Source organism: Pseudoduganella rivuli (genome assembly GCF_009674485.1).
GTDB classification, from domain to species: Bacteria; Pseudomonadota; Gammaproteobacteria; order Burkholderiales; family Burkholderiaceae_D; genus Rugamonas; species Rugamonas rivuli_B.
In genome coordinates, this window is the sequence record NZ_WKJJ01000036.1 from 26,664 (window position 1) to 46,304 (window position 19,641).

At 61.1% G+C, this 19,641-nt stretch carries 14 protein-coding genes and 1 riboswitch; of the genes, 6 read left to right on the forward strand and 8 right to left on the reverse strand.

Annotated features, from left to right (window positions below; all coding sequences use genetic code 11):
- Positions 1–46: 46 nt before the first annotated feature.
- Positions 47–1,888, forward strand: a complete 1,842-nt coding sequence (locus tag GJ700_RS33365; RefSeq protein WP_154382286.1) for an ABCB family ABC transporter ATP-binding protein/permease — start codon at positions 47–49, stop codon at positions 1,886–1,888.
- Here the strand turns inward: GJ700_RS33365 and GJ700_RS33370 are convergent.
- Positions 1,885–2,652 (reverse strand): IclR family transcriptional regulator domain-containing protein, encoded by a 768-nt coding sequence (locus GJ700_RS33370; protein WP_154382288.1) that lies wholly within the window; start codon positions 2,650–2,652, stop codon positions 1,885–1,887. The two genes, GJ700_RS33365 and GJ700_RS33370, sit on opposite strands and share 4 nt — an antisense overlap.
- Before the next feature lie 120 nt (positions 2,653–2,772).
- Between GJ700_RS33370 and GJ700_RS33375 the strand changes: the two genes are divergently transcribed.
- A complete protein-coding gene (locus GJ700_RS33375; protein ID WP_154382289.1) occupies positions 2,773–4,101 on the forward strand; it encodes an MFS transporter in 1,329 nt (442 codons plus the stop codon).
- Positions 4,102–4,198: 97 nt separating this feature from the next.
- Here the strand turns inward: GJ700_RS33375 and GJ700_RS33380 are convergent, their stop codons facing one another.
- The 4 genes from GJ700_RS33380 to GJ700_RS33395 form a co-directional block, all read right to left on the reverse strand.
- Positions 4,199–5,881, reverse strand: a complete 1,683-nt coding sequence (locus GJ700_RS33380; protein WP_154382291.1) for a long-chain-fatty-acid--CoA ligase — start codon at positions 5,879–5,881, stop codon at positions 4,199–4,201.
- A gap of 38 nt (positions 5,882–5,919) precedes the next feature.
- The gene (locus GJ700_RS33385) at positions 5,920–7,611 is read right to left on the reverse strand and encodes a long-chain fatty acid--CoA ligase (RefSeq protein ID WP_154382293.1); all 1,692 of its coding nucleotides are present in this window, start codon (positions 7,609–7,611) and stop codon (positions 5,920–5,922) included.
- 232 nt (positions 7,612–7,843) lie between these two features.
- Positions 7,844–8,971 (reverse strand): aminopeptidase, encoded by a 1,128-nt coding sequence (locus tag GJ700_RS33390; RefSeq protein WP_154382295.1) that lies wholly within the window; start codon positions 8,969–8,971, stop codon positions 7,844–7,846.
- Positions 8,972–8,980: 9 nt separating this feature from the next.
- Entirely contained in the window at positions 8,981–11,059 is a 2,079-nt protein-coding gene (locus tag GJ700_RS33395) for a molybdopterin-containing oxidoreductase family protein (RefSeq protein ID WP_154382298.1), read from the reverse strand.
- 127 nt (positions 11,060–11,186) lie between these two features.
- Here GJ700_RS33395 and GJ700_RS33400 point away from each other — a divergent pair, with 127 nt between their 5' ends.
- On the forward strand, positions 11,187–12,383 hold the full coding sequence (locus GJ700_RS33400; protein ID WP_154382300.1) for a M20 aminoacylase family protein: 1,197 nt from the start codon (positions 11,187–11,189) through the stop codon (positions 12,381–12,383).
- Between the two features lie 36 nt (positions 12,384–12,419).
- Here GJ700_RS33400 and GJ700_RS33405 read toward each other — a convergent pair whose 3' ends face one another.
- Positions 12,420–13,310, reverse strand: a complete 891-nt coding sequence (locus GJ700_RS33405) for an NAD(P)-dependent oxidoreductase (protein ID WP_154382302.1) — start codon at positions 13,308–13,310, stop codon at positions 12,420–12,422.
- A 162-nt stretch (positions 13,311–13,472) separates the two neighbouring features.
- Between GJ700_RS33405 and GJ700_RS33410 the strand changes: the two genes are divergently transcribed.
- Positions 13,473–13,979, forward strand: coding sequence for an acyloxyacyl hydrolase (locus tag GJ700_RS33410; protein WP_308700733.1), 507 nt, complete (start codon positions 13,473–13,475; stop codon positions 13,977–13,979).
- Between the two features lie 67 nt (positions 13,980–14,046).
- Here GJ700_RS33410 and GJ700_RS33415 read toward each other — a convergent pair whose 3' ends face one another.
- The gene (locus tag GJ700_RS33415; RefSeq protein WP_154382306.1) at positions 14,047–15,774 is read right to left on the reverse strand and encodes a M4 family metallopeptidase; all 1,728 of its coding nucleotides are present in this window, start codon (positions 15,772–15,774) and stop codon (positions 14,047–14,049) included.
- A 250-nt stretch (positions 15,775–16,024) separates the two neighbouring features.
- Positions 16,025–16,116, forward strand: a riboswitch (glycine riboswitch).
- A gap of 215 nt (positions 16,117–16,331) precedes the next feature.
- On the opposite strand from GJ700_RS33415, the gene GJ700_RS33420 reads away from it, so the two are divergent.
- The gene (locus GJ700_RS33420; protein ID WP_154382308.1) at positions 16,332–17,054 is read left to right on the forward strand and encodes a hypothetical protein; all 723 of its coding nucleotides are present in this window, start codon (positions 16,332–16,334) and stop codon (positions 17,052–17,054) included.
- A gap of 19 nt (positions 17,055–17,073) precedes the next feature.
- Positions 17,074–17,664: a C39 family peptidase gene (locus tag GJ700_RS33425; protein WP_154382309.1), complete on the forward strand. Its 591-nt coding sequence runs from the start codon at positions 17,074–17,076 to the stop codon at positions 17,662–17,664.
- 36 nt (positions 17,665–17,700) lie between these two features.
- On the opposite strand, the gene GJ700_RS33430 is transcribed toward GJ700_RS33425, so the two are convergent.
- Positions 17,701–19,422: a M4 family metallopeptidase gene (locus tag GJ700_RS33430; protein ID WP_154382311.1), complete on the reverse strand. Its 1,722-nt coding sequence runs from the start codon at positions 19,420–19,422 to the stop codon at positions 17,701–17,703.
- Positions 19,423–19,641: the final 219 nt, after the last annotated feature.

A 19,641-nucleotide genomic window follows, 5' to 3' on the forward strand; every position in this document is an offset into this window, starting at 1 on the left:
GGCTACAATTGAGGGGAAATTGTAAACTACAGGAACCAGCCCTGCCATGCGCCGCCAGTCTCAAGTCCCCCTCCCGCCGGATCCATCCGGCAAGCCGCCCCGCAGCGACCTTGCCACCCTGAAAACCCTGATGCCCTACCTGTGGGTGTACAAATGGCGCGTGCTGGCCGCCCTGGTGGCGCTGGTGGGCGCCAAGCTGGCCAATGTGGGCGTGCCGGTCGTGCTGAAGAAGCTGGTCGACGACATGACCGTCTCGCCCGATCACCCGCATGCGCTGCTGGTGCTGCCGGTCGGCGCGCTGGTCGCCTATGGATTGCTGCGGCTGTCGACCACGGTGTTCACGGAATTGCGCGAATTCCTGTTTGCCCGCGTCACGCAGCGCGCTGTGCGTACCATTGCGCTGAAAGTGTTCCGGCACTTGCATTCGCTGTCGCTGCGTTTCCATCTGAACCGCCAGACCGGCGGCATGACGCGCGACATCGAGCGGGGCACCCGCGGCGTGGGGTCGCTGATTTCGTACACGCTGTTCAACATCCTGCCCACCCTGGTGGAAATCTCGCTGGTGCTGGGCTACCTGGTGACGCACTACGATATCTGGTTCACCGCCATCACGTTTGCCGCGCTGGCCAGCTACATCACGTTCACGGTCATCGTGACGGACTGGCGCACGCACTTCCGCCGCACGATGAACGACCTCGATTCGAAAGCCAACACCAAGGCCATCGATTCGCTGATCAATTACGAAACCGTCAAATACTTCGGCAACGAGGATTACGAAGCGAAGCGCTATGACGAAGGCTTGCAGCGCTATGAAGCGGCCGCCGTCAAATCGCAGACGTCGCTGTCGTTCCTGAACACGGGCCAGTCGCTGATCATCGCCACCGCCGTCACCTTGATCCTGTGGCGCGCCACGCAGGGCGTCATCGATGGCAAGATGACCCTGGGCGACCTGGTGCTGGTCAATGCGTTCATGATCCAGCTGTATATACCGCTGAACTTCCTGGGCGTGATTTACCGCGAAATCAAGCAAAGCCTGGCGGACATGGAGCGCCTGTTCGGCCTGCTGGACCAGAACCGCGAAGTGGACGATGCGCCCGGCGCGAAACCGCTGGCCACGCATGGCGCGCAAGTGCATTTTTCGCACGTGGACTTCAGCTATGAAGCCAAGCGCCAGATCCTGTTCGACGTCGACTTCACGATTGCCGCCGGCACCACCACGGCCGTCGTCGGCCACAGCGGGTCCGGCAAATCCACGTTGTCACGGCTGCTGTACCGCTTCTATGAAGTGGGTTCGGGCGCCATCACCATCGATGGCCAGGATATCCGCTCGGTGACGCAGCACTCGCTGCGCGATGCGATCGGCATCGTGCCGCAGGACACGGTGCTGTTCAACGACACCATCGAATACAACATCGGTTACGGCAAACCGGGCGCCACCAAGGATGACATCGTGGCGGCCGCGCGCGCGGCATCGATTCACGACTTCATCGTTACCTTGCCGGACGGCTATGCGACGGTGGTGGGCGAACGGGGTTTGAAACTGTCGGGCGGCGAAAAGCAGCGGGTGGCGATTGCCCGCACGTTGCTGAAAAATCCCGCCATTCTGATCTTCGACGAAGCCACGTCCGCGCTGGATTCAAAAGCGGAACAGGCGATCCAGGCGCAATTGAAAGACATCGCGAAAAACCGCACGACGATGGTGATCGCGCACCGCCTGTCCACCGTGGTGGAGGCGCAGCAAATCATCGTGCTCGATCACGGCCGCATCGTCGAACGCGGCACGCACCACGCGCTGCTGGCGGCCGACGGCCTGTATGCGCAAATGTGGGCGCGGCAGCAGGCGCACAAGGATGACGAGGCGGAAGAGGTTTCGCTGCCGATGGCTTAAAGCTGGTTGATCAGCGCGTTGGCCGCCTCTTGCAACACCGGCAACACCCGCGCCAGTGCCTGTTCGCGGCTCTCGCTGCCGATCGGCGTGCTGACGCTGAGCGCCGCCACGGTCCGTCCGTGGCGGTCATGCAGCGGCACCGCGATGCCCCGTATGCCGATCTGTAACTGCTGCTCGATGACGGCATAGCCATGTTGCCGCGCGGCGGCGATTTCCTCGTACAGCTGGGCCGGACTGGTGATGGTGTACGGCGTGAATGGCACCAGGGTCGACCCGGCCAGCCATTCCCGCACCGATTCCTCGGGCAGCGCCGCCAGCATGGCAATCCCGGGCGACGCCAGTTGCGCCGGCGCCCGCGCGCCCAGCACGTAGCCGGTCGCCATCACGCGGTTGCTGCCATTCCTGGCGATGAACACCAGTTCCCACCCATCGAGCACGCTGGCATAGACGAATTCATTGAGCGCCACGCTGGCCCGTTCCAGGAACGGCCGCAGCAGCCGGGGCAGTTCCGCGGAATCGAAGTAAGACCATCCCACCCGCAGCACGCGGGGCGTCAGCCCGAATTGCATGCCATCGCGGTACAGATAGCCCAGGTGCTCCAGCGTGCACAGGTAGCGCCGCGCCGCCGTGCGCGTCAGGCCGGTACGGCGCGCCACTTCCGTCGCCGTCATGCGCGGGTGATCCTTGTCGAACGCTTCCAGGATCGCCAGGCCGCGGTCCAGGCCCGCAATCCAGTCGGCCTGTTTCAGTGTTTTTTCCGTCATCGTGAATTTCGTCTGCTTATCGCACGCATGCGTACGATTAACGCACGTTTTTAAGATCAAGGCGATGTATTTTCGCGCCGCCGCTTTCTATCATGGAAGCATTCAAACAAGGAGACAACGATGAATCACTGGGTTCCGCCACCGGTCGCACCGTTCCACAGCCAGTCCGTCAGCGCCAGGATCCGGCGCGCCTTTGCCGTGGGCCGCGTGCGCTGGGGCATGCTGGTGCTGGTGTTTTTCGCCACCACGCTCAATTACATCGACCGCGCCGCACTGGGCGTCCTGCAACCCGTGCTGTCACAGGCCATGCAGTGGACGGCGCAGGATTACGCCAACATCAATTTCTGGTTCCAGGTCGGCTATGCGCTGGGCTACGTGGTGCAGGGGCGCATGATCGACAGCTTTGGCGTCAAGCGCACGTTCGCCATCGCCGTCGCGCTGTGGAGCATTGCCGCTGCCGCCCATGGCGTGGCGGCGGGCGCCGTGGGCTTCATGGTGTGCCGCTTCCTGCTGGGCCTGGCGGAAGCCGCCAATTACCCGTCCTGCGTCAAGACCACGCGGCTGTGGTTCCCTGCCGGCGAACGGGCCATGGCGGCCGGCATCTTCAATGCGGGCACCAACGTGGGCGCCATGCTCACGCCGCTGCTGGTGCCGCTCATCCTTAACGTATGGGGTTGGCAAGCGGTGTTCTACGTGGTCGGGTCGGCCGGTGTGCTGTGGCTGGTGTTCTGGCTGCGCCATTATTACGATCCGGAAGCGCATCCAGGCGCCAGCAAGGCGGAGCTGGCCTATATCGCGGACAAGGGCGACGAAGCGCCTGCCGCCAAACTGCCCTATTCGAAAATCCTCCGGCTGCGCGCCACCTGGGCCTATGCGTTGACCAACATGCTGTCGGCGCCCGTGTTCTGGTTTTACCTGTACTGGCTGCCGCCTTACCTGAACAAGCAATTCAACCTGGGCATCAGCGTTTCCAAGATGGGCATGTCGCTGATCGTGATTTACCTGATGGCGGACCTGGGTAGCGTGGGCGGCGGCGCGCTGTCGTCGTGGATGATCGGCCGCGGCGTGCCGCCGGTGATGGCGCGCCTGCGCAGCATGGCCCTGTGCGCACTGTGCATCGTGCCGGTGGTGCTGGCCTCGTCGGCCGACGGGCTGTGGGAAGCGGTCGCGTACATCGCCATCGCGGTCGGTGCGCACCAGGCGTGGACGGCCAATATGTGGAGCCTGGCGATGGATATGTCGCCAAAGAACGCCGTCAGTTCCGTATTCGGCTTCGGCGGCATGGTGGGCGCCGTGGGCGGCATGTTCATGACGCAACTGGTCGGCTACGTGCTCACGGTCAGCAATGAAAATTACTCGCTGCTGTTCACCCTGATCCCGTGCGCGTATTTCGTGGGCTTGCTGTGGATGTGGTGCATGGCGCCGCGCCAGCCTGAAACCGTACGGTAGTGCTTTTGGGGCCAGGCCCCAAAATGTCGACCTTTCACTCATAAAAAAACGGCGCCATGTGCTGCACACGGCGCCGTTTTCGTTGTCGCGGCGAAGCTTACGCGGCTTCTTTCGCCTTCGGTTTTTCATCGCGCAGTTCGCGGCGCAGGATCTTGCCGACGTTGGTCTTCGGCAGTTCGTCGCGGAACTCGATGTATTTCGGCTTCTTGTACGCGGTCAGTTCATTCTTGCAGAATTCCTGCAGCGCTTCCGCCGTCAGGTTCGGATCCTTGCGCACCACGAACAGTTTCACGGCTTCGCCGGAATTCTTGTCCGGCACGCCGATGCACGCCACTTCCAGCACGCCAGGGTGCGACGCCACCACGTTTTCCACTTCGTTCGGATACACGTTGAAACCGGACACCAGGATCATGTCTTTCTTGCGGTCGACAATGCGGGTATAGCCACGTTCATCCATGATGCCGACGTCGCCCGTCTTGAAGAAGCCATCGGCCGTCATCGACTTCGCAGTTTCTTCCGGACGGTTCCAGTAGCCGGCCATCACTTGCGGGCCGCGGATCGCGATTTCGCCGGTGGCGCCGATCGGCAAGACATTGCCGTCGTCGTCGAGGATCTGTACTTCGGTCGATGGAATCGGTACCCCGATGGTGCCCGTGAATTCCTTGATGTCGACGCGGTTGGCCGTGGCCACCGGCGACGTTTCCGACAAGCCGTAGCCTTCGATGATCGGCGTGCCGGTCAGCTTCAGCCAGCGGTCCGCCACCGCCTGTTGCACGGCCATGCCGCCGCCGTTGCAAATCTTGTAGGACGAGAAGTCCAGCTTGGCGAACTCCGGATTATTGAGCAGCGCGTTATACAGCGTGTTCACGGCCGGGAACACGGACACGCGGTATTTCGCCAGTTCCTTGACGAAGCCGGGAATGTCGCGCGGGTTCGGGATCAGCAGGTTCAAGCCGCCGATACGCATGCTCATGAAGCACGAAATCGTCAGCGAATAAATGTGGTACAGCGGCAGCGCGCCAACGAACACCATTTGCTCGGAACTCTGCTTGAATTGCAGCCACGCTTCGTTTTGCAGCACGTTCGAGATGATGTTACGGTGCAGCAGCACGGCGCCTTTCGACACGCCCGTGGTGCCGCCCGTATATTGCAGGAACGCGATGTCATCATGCGTTTGCTTGACGGGCTTCAGCTTCAGGCGCGAACCTTCGGCCAGCACCTGCTTGAACGAGACGGATTTCGGCAGCGAATACGCCGGCACCATCTTCTTCACGTTGCGCACGACGAAGTTGACGATCATGCCTTTCAGGCCGCCCAGCAAGTCGCCCATGCTGCCGACGATGACGTGCTTGACCTTGGTCTGGCCCACCACTTGCTGCACCGTGGTGGCGAAGTTTTCCAGCACGATGATGGCTTCCGCGCCGGAGTCGTTCAACTGGTGCGCCAGTTCGCGCGGCGTGTACAGCGGATTGACATTGACCACCACGTAGCCCGCGCGCATGATGCCGGCCATGGCGACCGGATATTGCAGCACGTTCGGCAGCATGATCGCCACCCGCGCGCCTTTTTGCAGGCCCTTGTTTTGCAGCCAGGCGCCGACGTGCTGCGACAGCGTGTCGACGTCGCGGTACGTCAGCTTCTTGTCCATGCAGGCATACGCATCACGGTCGGCATAGTTACGGAAAGATTCTTCCAGCAATTGCGTTACTGAGCTGTACTGCGTATTGTCGATCTCCGCCGGCACGCCTTCGGGATAGGACTTTAACCAGATCTTTTCCATCTATAGCCTCGTGTTGGATGTGTCAATGTAATGTGCGGTCAAGCCGCTTTTTTCTTGTCGCCCTCGTCACGCAAGGCGCGGCGCAGGATCTTGCCGACGTTCGTCTTCGGCAATTCATCGCGGAATTCAATGTATTTCGGTTTCTTGTAGCCGGTCAGGTTTTCCTTGCAGAACGCCATCAAGGTATCCACCGTCAAATTCGGGTCCTTGCGCACCACGAACACTTTGACGGCTTCACCCGAGTGTTCGTCCGGCACGCCAATGCACGCGCATTCCATCACGCCCGGATGGGACGCCACCACGCCTTCCACTTCATTCGGATAGACATTGAAGCCGGACACCAGCACCATGTCTTTCTTGCGGTCGACGATTTTCACGTAACCCCGCTCGTCCATCACACCCACGTCGCCGGATTTGAAGTAGCCGTCGGCCGTCATGACTTTGGCGGTTTCTTCCGGCCGCTGCCAGTAGCCCGCCATTACTTGCGGGCCACGGATGGCGATTTCGCCCGGCTGGCCCAGCGGCACTTCCTTGCCGTCGTCGTCCAGGATGGCGATGTCCGTCGAGCAGATCGGCAAGCCGATGGTGGCCGTGAATGCGGTACTGTCGCCACGGTTGCAGGTCGCCGTCGGCGCCGTCTCGGACAGGCCGTAGCCTTCGATGATCGGCACGCCGGTGGCCTTCAGCCATTTGTCGTTGACCGCTTGCTGCACGGCCATGCCGCCGCCGTTGCAAATCTTGAGGCCGGAGAAATCCAGCTTGGAAAATTCAGGGTGGTTGACCAGCGCGTTGTACAAGGTATTCACGGCCGGCAGCATGCTGAACTTGTACTTGGCCAGTTCCTTGATGAAGCCGCCGATATCGCGCGGGTTCGGGATCAGGATGTTCAGGGCGCCCATGCGCGTGCCCCACATGGCGCACGCCGTCAGCGCAAAGATGTGGTACAGCGGCAGCGCGCAGACGATGGTCAGCTGTTCCACCTGCGGCGGCTTTTGCAAGCCCGGCTGCGCCCACGCTTCGTTTTGCAGCAGGTTGGCGACGATATTCCGGTGCGTCAGGGTCGCGCCCTTGGACACGCCCGTGGTTCCGCCCGTGTATTGCAGGAAGGCCACGTCGGTGGCTTTCAGGTCGACCGGCGTCAGCTTCATGCCGGCGCCCTGCCCCAGCACGGATTTGAAGCGCACCGCGTTCGGCAGCGAGAAGGCCGGCACCATCTTCTTCACGTTACGCACGACGAAGTTGACGATCGCGCCTTTCAGGCCGCCCAGCAATTCGCCCATGCTGGCCACGACGATGTGCTTGACCTTGGTGCGCGGCAGGACCTGCTCCAGAGTGGTGGCGAAGTTTTCCAGGATGATGATGGCTTCCGCGCCCGAGTCATTGAGCTGGTGTTCCAGTTCGCGGGGCGTGTACAGGGGATTGACGTTGACCACCGTGTAACCGGCGCGCAGGATGGCGGCAATCGAGATCGGGTATTGCAGGACGTTCGGCATCATGATGGCCACGCGCGCGCCTTTTTTCAGGCCACGGCTTTGCAGCCACGCGCCCAGCTGGCGCGACATCTTGTCCACGTCGGCATAGGTCAGATACTTGTCCATGCACACGTAGGCGTTGCGGTTTGCGTATTTCTGGAACGATTCTTCCAGCAGGTGTACCAGCGACCGGTATTGGTCCGGATCGATCTCCGCGGGAACGCCGGGGGGATAGGACTTCAGCCAAATTTTTTCCATGCTGTGCCTCGTCTCTCGTCATTTTTTTATGTGGCGCGCGGCGCACAGTGCCGGCGTTGAAAGCTGCTGCAAGCGAAAAATAGTACGCTCGTACACAAATACTATGATGATGCTATCGGGCTGCCGCCCGGTATGCAAGCAGTTTTGTATTTTTTGAACGCCTCCTCTACGGGAAAACCAACGCTTGCCACAGTGTTGTTCTTGCTGCGTCGCAGCAAGCCCGTCTGCACATTTACTGCACAGGCAAAGCTATCGATTGCGTAGCCACAGTATCGGCCGCTGGCGGTTGAGGCTGGGCCAGTTGTAACAGCTGGGCTTGACGCTCGGCCTGGCTCAGGTTTTTCATGCGCTGCACTGCAGCATAGAAGCGCGGGAACGATTTTTCCTGCGCCAGCAGGGCACGGAACCCGGGCAGGAAATCATTATAGGTTGCAACAGAGGCAAGGTGGGCATTGTTTAAATGTTCCGCGAAATACCTGTCGTAACCCGCATACCCGCCCCACGCGCCATTGCGCAGCGCTTGGTATTCCGCCTTCAGCGACGCGAAGATGCGCGCCTTTTCTTCACGTTTTTTCTTGTCGCTGACCTTGCGTGCGTAATTGTCGGCCAGCATCTGGCGGTGCTTGACCAGCAGTTCCAGGAAGTCCTGGCGCCGCGCGTTGTAGCGCAAGTAGCCTTCGCGCATGGCTTCATTGCCATACATTTCCAGCCACTTGTGCACACCCGCTTCTTCCACGGCCGATGCAAAGGCTTCATTGAAGCGGGAATCGCCTTCCGCGTACACAACCTGGTGCGCCAGTTCATGGAACACCATGCGCGCCAGTTCCACGTCCGAATAATTGATGAAGGAAGACAGCAGCGGATCGCTGAACCAGCCCAAGGTGGAATATGCGGGCACGCCGCCGACCTGCACGTCATTGCCTTCCTTGCGCAATTCGTCGGCGTAGCCTTCCGCATCCTCCTTGCTGTAATAGCCGCGGTAGCTGACGCAGCCTGCAATCGGGAAACACCACTGGATGGGCCGCAGCGACAATTCCGGCGTGGCCACCACGTTCCACAGCACGTAGGGACGCTTCAGCGACGCGTAATTCTTGTAGCTGGCATTGTCCGGCAAGCCCAGTTCCTTGACGGCAAAGCGGCGGATCAGCAGCGCCTTTTCCAGACGCGCCTTGAGTTTGGGATCGGTGGTGGGATCGCCCAGCCAGTCTTCAATCGGCCGGGCGTCGGACCAGAGCGCGTACTGGCCCTGGGCCGCCTGGAAGTAATACTTGAACTGTGCACAACCCACGAGCATCAATGCGCACGCGCCCGCCGCCAGCCAGAATCTGACGCGCCTTAATTGACGGGCAATATTGCGCATTTCTCACCTTCAGGAAACTTTCTCTACCTGAACCAGTGTATCGTAAAAAGTCGGCGCACGGCCCATGTCAGTCAGGCGCTGGCTGGTGACTTCATTGGCGTTCTTGCCATCTCCGGCCAGCTTTTTCCACCAGATCGACAGCCCCACCACTAGGCCGGCACGGGCTTTGTCCGTTACCCGGGCCTTGCACGCGAAACTGCCCCGATCGTTGTATATACGCACCATGTCACCGTGTTCGATCGCTCGTGCTGCGGCGTCTGTTGGATGAATGTCCAGATGCGGCTCTCCCTCCGTCGCGCGCAGGCTGGACACATTGACAAAGGACGAGTTCAGGAAGTTGCGCGCCGGTGGTGAAATCATGGCAAGTGGGTAGCGTTTTGCCAGTTCCGGATTGCTGGCGGCCGACTCGTACGGTGCGATATACGTGGGCAGCGGATCGAGGCCATCGGCCTGCATCGCGGCCGAATAAAACTCGCATTTGCCCGATGGCGTGGGGAAGCCACCCAGCGCAAACGGCGCGGCCGGCATGTTCAGCTTTTGCCAGCCATTGCGCTTCAGCGATTCCCAGTCGAAGTGGATGGCGCGCGCGTCCTGCGCATTGAACGCCTGGGCCGCCAGTTCATCGTCGGACTCGTGGAAGCACGGATCATCCATGCCCATGCGCGCGGCCAGCAGGCGGAAGATTTCCGTATTCGGCTTGGCTTCGCCCATCGGCGCGATGGCAGCGTTATTGGCCATCATGTACAGGTGGCCATACGACGTGTGCGTGTCGACATGTTCCAGCTGCGTGGTGGCGGGCAGCACGATGTCCGCGTAATCGGCGGTATCGGTCTGGAAGTGTTCCAGCACCACGGTGAACAAGTCTTCGCGGGCAAAGCCCTGCGCGACTTTCGGGGACTCCGGCGCCACGGCGACAGGGTTGCTGTTGTAGACGATCACCGCTTCCACCTGCGGCCCGAATTCGGGCGACGATGGTTTTAACAAGTCGTCACCAATGGTGGACATATTGATGGTGCGCGGCGTACGGCCCGCCAGCAAGTCCGGGCGCTGCAGCTTCGCTTTATTGGTGGGGAAGGAACCGGACGACGACAGTTGCACGCCGCCTGCCGGATGGCGCCACGCGCCCACCAGCGCCGGCAGGCACGCGATGTTACGGACCGACATGCCGCCGCCTTTGACGCGCTGCACGCCGTAATTGACGCGGATGGCGACCGGTTCGCCCGCTTTCGCCATGCCGCCATACAGGCGCGCCAGTTGCACCACTTCGTCTTCCATGATGCCGCAGGTTTCGGCCGTGCGCGCCGGCGTCCATTCCGCCGCGCGTTGTTTCAATTCTTCGTAACCGATGGTGTAATCGGCAATGTACTCGTGGTCCAGCAAATCTTCGGCAATCAGCACGTGCATCAGGCCCAGCGCCAGCGCCGCATCGGTGCCCGGCAGCGGTGCGATGTGCTGGTGGCATTTTTCCGCCGTCAGCGAACGGTACGGGTCAATCGCGATCAGCTTGGCGCCGTTGCGCTTGGCTGCCTGGGCGCGAGTCCAGAAGTGCAGGTTCGACGCGATGGGATTGCCGCCCCAGATGATGATCAGTTTGGCATCCTGGAATTGTTCCAGGTCCGTGCCGATCGACGCCCCCACCGTGTAGCGGTAGCCGGTGGCGCCGGCGGTCGCGCAAATGGTGCGGTCCAGCAGCGATGCGCCCAGCTGGTGGAAGAAACGCTGCGCCATCGATTCGCCCTGCACCAGGCCCATGGTGCCGGCATAGCTGTACGGCAGGATGGCTTCCGGCGCGCGCGCGGCAATCGGCTTGAGTTTGGCGGCAATGGTGTCGAGCGCTTCATCCCAGCTGATGCGTTCGAACTTGCCTTCGCCCTTTTTGCCGACGCGGCGCAGCGGGTACAGCAAGCGGTCCGGGTGATAGGTGCGCTCCGCATAGCGGGCAACCTTGGTGCACAGCACACCGGCAGTCGGTGGGTGATCGGGATCGCCTTTCACTTCGGTTGCGACGCCGTTTTCGACGGTAACGATCAGCGCGCAAGTATCGGGACAATCGTGCGGGCAGGCAGCACGGACATGGGTGGTGGTCATGGAATTCCCTGGAAATACTGACTTGAAACCGCCATCGTAAACCATTTCGGCAGTGCTCTCAGGCTGCCCTTCCGCGCCCGGCGCGGCTACAATGCAAGGATAGCAATTGGCATCGCGGAGACAACGCATGAAACTCGTAGAACCTATCATTGCATTTCAATCCGAACTGCAACAAATCCGGCGCGATATCCACGCGCATCCCGAACTTTGCTACGAAGAGCAGCGCACGTCCGACGTGGTGGCGGACAAGCTGGCGGAATGGGGTATTCCCGTCATCCGCGGCATGGGGACCACCGGTGTGGTCGGCATCATCAAGAACGGCACATCCGGCCGCGCCATCGGCCTGCGCGCCGATATGGATGCGCTGCCGATGCAGGAAATCAATACCTTCCCCCATGCGTCGCGCCATCCGGGCAAGATGCACGCGTGCGGCCATGATGGCCACACCGCCATGCTGCTGGGCGCGGCGCGTTACCTGGCGCAGCACCGCCATTTCGACGGCACCGTGTACCTGGTCTTCCAGCCGGCCGAAGAAGGCGGCGCCGGCGCACGCGCCATGATCGACGATGGCTTGTTCGAGCGCTGCCCGATGGAAGCGATTTACGGCATGCACAACTGGCCGGGCGAAGCCACCGGTACGCTGAGCGTGACGGAAGGCCCGATGATGGCGTCCAGTAACGAATTCCACGTGACGGTACGGGGCAAGGGCGCCCACGCGGCGCAACCGCACAACGGCATCGATCCCGTCATGGTGGCCGTGCAAATTGCACAAGCTTGGCAAACCATCATCACCCGTAACAAGAGCCCGCTGGATACAGCCGTGCTGTCGATCACGCAAATCCACGCCGGCAGTGCGACCAATGTGATTCCCGACGACGCGAAGCTGGTGGGCACGGTGCGCACCTTCACGACGCCGGTGCTGGATTTGATCGAGAACCGCATGCGTGCGCTGGCCGAAGGCATTGCGGCAGGCTTTGGCGCGGAAGTGGACTTCACGTTCCGCCGCAATTACCCGCCGCTGATCAACCATGCGAAAGAAACCCGCTTTGCGGTGGAGGTCATGAAATCGCTGGTGGGCGAAGAGCGCGTCAACGACAAGGTCGAACCCACGATGGGCGCGGAGGATTTCGCGTTCTTCCTGCAGGAAAAGCCGGGCTGCTATATCTTTATCGGCAATGGCGACGGCGATCACCGCGACGGCGGCCACGGGCTGGGGCCATGCGTGCTGCATAACGGCAGCTATGACTTCAATGACGACCTGCTGCCGATCGGCGCGAGTTTCTGGGTCAAGCTGGTGGAGGCGGCATTGCCGAAGGCGGGATAAGCGCCACCAACGCAAACCGCCATTGCCCGCACACTGTTACGGCAACTGGTCCACCCCGTTCCCCACGCGATGCCCGGTATTCAACTGCTCCAGCGCCAGCAGGGCCGCCGAGTGGTCCGCATGCGGGAACACCTTCTCGATCGATTCATAGCGCTGCGTCACCAGGTCCGTGACCGGCAATTCCACACCCGCATCGGCCGCCGCCGCCAGGATATTGTGCTGGTCTTTCAACTGGGTCTTCACCTGCCCGCCCGGCATGAAATTCCGCTCCAGCATGCGCAAGCCATGCACTTCCAGCACGCGGCTTTCCGCGAAGCCGCCGCGGATCGCATCGCGCACGGCGGCCGGGTCGGCGCCCGCCGCCTGCGCCAGCAACAGCGCTTCGGCCACGATATTGATGGTGCCACCCACGATCAGCTGGTTGCACAGTTTAGACACTTGTCCCGCCCCGGCAGGGCCCACACGCGTGGCGCGGCCCATGGCGGCAAACACCGGTTGCGCCTGCACGTAATCGGCTTCGCTGCCACCCGCCATGATCGCCAGCGTTCCCGCCTGCGCGCCGCCCACGCCACCCGACACCGGGGCATCGATAAAGCGGCAACCCGCCGCGGTCAGGCTCCGGCTGAACGCCTGGGCTTCCGACTGGCGTGTGGAACTCATGTCGATCCACAGCGCATTGTTCCGCAACGACGGCAGCGCCGCATCGATCACCATCCCCACCACCGGGCCGGCCTCCAGCATGGAAATCACGATATCGGCCGACGACACGGCATCGCCCAGGTCCGCCACCGGCATCGCGCCAAACTCGGCCAACGGCTCCGCTTTACTGGCCGTACGGTTCCAGACGGTGACAGCGTAGCCCGCGTTGAGCAGGCGCCGCACCATGGGTTCCCCCATCAAACCGATGCCGAGAAAAGTGATTTGCATAAGGAGCTCCAAGCAAAATTGAAAACGATACAATCATCTTAGCGCCTCCCGCTCGATTTTGTGAATGTCGCTACAATGGTGGAATGCTATATAACTCGAGATATGGCATCGACTAAGAAAGAGCCTATGCACACATTCAAACTTATCGCGATTGCAAGCGCTATGCTTGCGATGCAATCAGCCCAGGCGGCGCCTGGCATTGATACTGTTTATACGGAATTCGGCGGCGGATCCAAGGTCCGCATGCTCCGCGCGGGCGCGACGTCCGACTGGGATCAGCGCTGGTTCCAGTCCAATGGCACCAGCGTCCGGGCCTACTGGGACGTCAGCGCCGGCGCATGGCGCGGCAGCCAGGCGCGCAATGTTCCGGGCGCACACCAGAACCTGATGGACGTCGGCCTGACGCCCGTGTTCCGCTTCCAGCGCGACGACGGCCAGGGGTTTTATGCGGAGGCCGGTATCGGCGCCCACCTGCTGTCCAAAAAATATGACAACAACGACGACAAGCTGTCGACCGCGTTCCAGTTCGGCGACCATATCGGCGTTGGCTACGTGTTCGATAAAAACTGGGAAGTGGCCTTGAAGTACCAGCATTTTTCCAATGGCGGCATCAAGAAGCCGAACAGCGGCGTGGACTTCGGCGTGGTGAAGCTGTCGTACCGTTTCTAAGCTGCAGCCAATAAAAAAAACCTCCGCAAGCGCAAGCCTGCGGAGGTTTTTACTTTACTGATGCCGCTTATTCGGCGATGTCGGCGCCCACGTTAATGGCGGCGTAAGCGCGGGTTGCGGCCTTGGCTTCCCTGCTGCCCACGCCATACAGTTCCTGCGCTGCGGCGATCACTGCCGCGCGTGCGTCAGCATAGGTCGATCCGGACGTCAGCTTGGTGGTGTTGGCCTTGAACCAGATGCGGTATGCCTTGTCGATCCCGATACCGGTCATGTTCTTCGGCGACTGGGTCAGGTACTTCGAGTAGTAGTCGCTGGTGGTGGTGGCGTTGGAGCCCATTGCCAGGAAGTAGAACATGCGGTTGTTCGGGCCGCTGGAGTAGTGTGGGTCCAGGCGCTTCAGCGAAGTGGTCCAGGCGTCCAGCGACGAACCATCCTTGCTTGGCTTGTACATCCAGCGCAGCGGCGTGCCGGTCTTCGAAATCTCCTTGCCCATCATCCAGTCATTGCCTGCATTGACGACGGCGCCAGTGCCACCGTTGCGGGCATACGCTTCCACTGCTTCACCGTTGATGTCGGACGCCGATTCATTCAAGCCGCCCGATTCACCGCGGTAGGTCAGGTTGGACGTCGCAGCCGTCACGCCGTGGCCCATTTCGTGGCCGATCACGTCGATCGAGCCCAGGCTGTAGAAGCTGCTGCCGTCGCCAATGTACATGCACTTGCAGGTGTCGGTGTAGAAGGCGTTGTCGTAAGCAGTGCCCACGTGTACGGCGATGTAGGTCGCGGTGTTGTTACCGTCCAGCGACTTCCAGCCCAGCACGTTGTTCATCGTGTCGTAGGTGTTCTGCAGGCCCCACAGTGCATTCACCGCAGCGGTCTGGCCGTTGGCGTTGGTGGTGCTGCCGCCATTGATGTAGTTCTGGCCATCGCCCCACACGTTGGTGCTGTTGGTATAGATTACGCCCGGGGTAGGATTGGAGGTCGAAGCGTGGTTGGCGTTGGTGATCGCCATGCCGCCGAATTGGCCGCCGCTGCCGCGGGTGGAATCGAGCATCTGGTAGGTGGTGCCGACCAGCGTGGTCTGGATTGGCACGTCACCATTGTACTGGCTGTGGCCGGTACCGACCACGCTCTGCACCATGTTCCACTGGTCCATCAGGCTGCCATCCTTGGCGTTCACGATGGTATTGTGGAAGACGGCTTCCTGGCCCTTGCTCATGCGGGTTTTTACCAAGTAGGCCAGTTGATAGCTGTCCACCACGTCTTTCACGTCCAGCGCGTTCAGGTCGGCTTCAGCCTTGTTCTCGGCGCCGGCAACACGCACCGTCTTCATCACCGGGAAGATGATCAGTTCAGCCGATGGCGGGTCGATGTGCGACGCGGCAGTCGGCAGGCTCTTGATCGCTTTGGCGATCGCATCGGCGCCGGACAGGGTTGGTTTCACATCGAAGCGCTTGGCGGACAGGCTGCCACGACGGTCGGTCGCGGCTTCGCTGACGATGGAGCCGTTCTTGTCAGTCACGACCACGGATTCGGATTCAAAGATACGCACACCTTTGTAGGTGTGGTGCATGCGGCTGATGGCCTGGCCATTGGCGCCAGGGTGCTGGTTGCCGAAGGCGTAGCCGTGGTCGGTATCCAGGCCATGCTTGCCACGTTCGCCGTTCAGCGTGCTGACCAGGCGGTCCTGGTCTTGCTTGGAAAACGATACTGGCGAGCCCATCATGGGCGCTGCGAATGCGGTGCTTGCGATCGAAACAATTGCGGCTGCAATCAGGGTCTTGCGAATTGCCATAATCTCTCCGTTGTTGGTCTGGGTAGCGGCTGCTCCCTCGTGACCGCAACGTTACCGAAGCACGACAGGCCAGATCAAAAAATTCTGGAAATGCGACGAAAAGTGTGCACTTGTCTAAATTTGTAATTTTTTGTCGAACGCGCCATGCTTTTTTTGTAATCGATACGGATACAACGCAGAACTTGCGCACAATTGAATCATTTGCATGGGCTGGGCTATTCTGAATTAAGCAACGGGCGCAAGGCCGGTTGCAGCGTAGTCGGGAGAGCCCGGTCCACCAAAGCCGGCGCCGAAGGAGCAACCGCCCCGGAAACTCTCAGGCCCATGAACCGATTATGCTGACCACACTCTGAAGAGCCGCCTGGCCGCATGGCCCGGCGCACCGAAGGAGCAAGCGGCGCTACCGCCCGTGAATCTCTCAGGTCCGGAACAGAGGGGGCATCCGCTGTGCGTACATCCTGTGCGCATGGCCCTCCATTCAACACACGTATCAGCAGCCTGTTTTCAGCGCCGCATTTGCGGTGTGGGCTTCGTACACCCTGAAAGGAAATACACTCATGCAGCACAAACGTTCCACCCGGCGCGCATTGCTGGCGCCATTGGCCCTGTGCACGATACTGGGTCTCGCCGGCTTGCCCGCCATGGCGCAAAACGCCACCGCTGTCGCAGCCAAGGATGGCGCCTCCGCGCAAGCGGCCGCACAGCGCGACTTTGCGCAATTTGCCGCCTACCAGATGCGCACGCGGCCCGGCATCGCCCCGGTTGATTTTCCGCTCGATATCGGCGACATGCAGGACTTGAAGGAAGCAGTGATCGGCTACGGCTTTCCTGTCCATACCGTCGAAGCCAAGGACATCGTTGCAGGCCGCACGGATTTGCAGGCCATGGCCAAGCCTACGGGCCAATGGCGCTTCATCGTCAGCGTGCGCGGTAAACCCGTCGGGCTGGCGACGGTGGAACAGGTCAATGGCCGTTTTGAAACCGTTTCATATGGCGGCGCAGTGCTGGCAAAAGATGTCGAGGCGCTGACATCCCATCACGGCAACGCGGCGCGCAGCAACCTGCGTTTCGTCCGGATTTACCAGGCCCGCTCGGACTTCCTGGAAGTCACCGGCAATGGCCGCACCCGCTATGCACCGCTGCATTCGGCGCGCGAATCACTGCTGCTGCAGGCACGCGCCATGAAGACCGGCCAGGGTGATACGTCGCTGATGGAAGCGTCCGAAGTGCTGCAACCGTTGCGCGCAGCCGTCAAAGCCAACCTGGACGCGTTCCACTGATCCCCTACCTGGAGAACATATGAAACTCAAGAAGCTCGCAATGGGCGCCGTACTGGCGCTGGCCATGCCGTTGGCGATGGCGCAATGGCGCACGCTGTCCGTGCCGCTGACCACACAGGAACACAGCCAGTGGTGCTGGGCCGGCTCCAGCAAGGCCATCCTCAGCTATTACTGGGCCAATTACCCCAGCCAGTGCCAGATCGTGAACTGGGCCTATGGTTTGAACTACGCCTGCGGCAACAGCACGTTTGACTGGAACAGCGCGGCCAACCAGCCCAACTCCATGTATGGCACGCCGGGCAGCGTGCAAAACATCCTGTCCAACTGGGGCGTGCCGAATACCGCCATCAACAATTACCTGTCGTGGAACACCGTGGTGACGGACATTAACGCCAACCGGCCATTCGTCATCCGTTACGGCTGGACCGGCGGCGGCGGGCACATCATGGTGGGACGCGGCTATGAAACGTATAACGGCGTGAATTACGTCTACATCATGAACCCGTGGCCAGGCGAAGGACAGACCTGGCGCACCTATGCATCGGCAGTCAGCGCGTCGGACCATAACTGGACCCATACGCAGCGCATGAATATCAGCCGCGCGAACTGATACGGCAACCTGCCCGCCGGGGAGCATGCCGGCGGGTTATTCCGCGATGTCCGTTCCCACGTTGATGGCCGCATACGCCCGCTGCACGGCCTTCGCTTCCGCGCTGTTGGCGCCGTACAGTTCCTGTGCGGCAGCCAGCACTTTGGCGCGCGCATCGGCATAGTTGGTCGACGACGTGAACTTGGTGGTCAGCGCCCTGAACCAGATGCGATAAGCCTTGTCCAGGCCGATACCCGTCATCGCCAGTGGGGCCTTGGTCAGGTACTTCGAATAGTATTCGCTGGTGGCGCTGGCATTGGATCCCCTGGCCAGGAAGTAAAACATGCGGTTGTTCGGGCCGCTGCTGTAATGCACGTCGAGGCTGGCCAGCGTCGAGCTCCACGCATCCGGGCTCCTTCCATCCTTGCTCGGTTTGTACATCCAGCGCAGCGGCTGGCCACTCTTTGAAATTTCCTTGCCGACCAACCAGTCATTGGTCCCCGGAGACGGCAGCACGCTGCCCTTGCCGCCGGCGCGCGCATACGCTTCCACCGCCTCACCGGCGATATCGGAAGCCGACTCGTTCAGGCCGCCAGGCTCACCGCTGTATGCCAGGTTGGACGTGGCGGCCGTGATGCCATGGCCCATCTCATGGCCAATCACGTCGATGGAACCCAGGTTGTTGAAATAGGTGCCGCCATCGCCGATGTACATGCACCTGCAGCTGCCCGAGTAGTAGGCGTTGTCGTAGGCGGTGTTGACGTGGGCGGCGATGTACGTTGCGGTGTTGTTACCGTCCAGCGACTGCCAGCCCAGGACGTTTTTATGCATGTCATAGGTGTTCATCAAGCCCCACAAGGCGTTGACGGCGGCAGTCTGTCCATTGGCATTGGTGGTGCTGCCGCCGACGATGTATTGCTTGCCGTCGCCCCAGATGTTGGCAGTGCTGGTGTAGATACTGCCGGCGCTGGTGGTGTGGTTGGCATTGGTGATGGCCATGCCGCCGAATACGCCACGCGTGCCGCGGCTGGTGTCCAGCATCCGGTACGTGGTGCCGCTCAGGGACGTGTTGATGGCGACGGTCCCGTTGTATTGGCTGTAGCCGGTTCCGGCGACGGTCTGCAGCATGTTCCATTGCCGCAGCACGCCGCCATCTTCCGCACTGACGATGGTGTTGTGGTAAAGCGGCTTGTCGCCATTGGCCATGCGGGTTTGCACCAGGTAGGCCAGCTTGTAGCCATCGACGACCTCCGCCACGTCGAGCGCATTGAGTTCGCTTTCCAGCTTGTTTTCCGCACCCGCCACGCGGACCGTCTTCATCACTGGATAGATGATCAGCTCGGCGCTGGGTGCATCGACTTGCGTGCTGTAGGCGCCGACCGTGCGCAAGGCGGCATTGATCGCCTCTTTTTGCTGGAGTTTCGGGCTGACGTTCATGCGCTTGCTGCTCAGGGCCGCGCGGCGGTCGGCGCTGGATTCGCTGACGATATTGCCGCCCTGGTCGGTGACCACGACGGATTCCGACGCAAAAATGCGCACGCCTTTATACGTGTGGTTCATGCGGGTAATGGCCGTGCGCTGCTCACCGGGATGCTGGCTGGCGACGGCCAGACCATGGTCGCTGTCGAGGCCATACTTGCCCCGTTCGCCATTGAGCGTGCTGACCAGGCGGGCGGTCTCTTGCGCACTGAAAGAAACGGGATCGCCCATGGTTGGGGCGGCATAGGCGGCGCGAACGGCGGCCAGGACGACAGCGATGAGGATGGTGCGGCGGGGCATGGTTTCTCCTTCGTAACACCTCATTTTCGGCCTAAATATGGCGTTCTGAAGGTCACGAAGGTGTAAAACCACGTAAAGATTCCGCTCGGAAAGCAAAAAACCCCGCCAAGAGCTAACTCAGCGGGGTTTTTCTATATAACTAGCCTGACGATAACCTACTTTCACACTGGTTGCAGCACTATCATCGGCGCAGAGTCGTTTCACGGTCCTGTTCGGGAT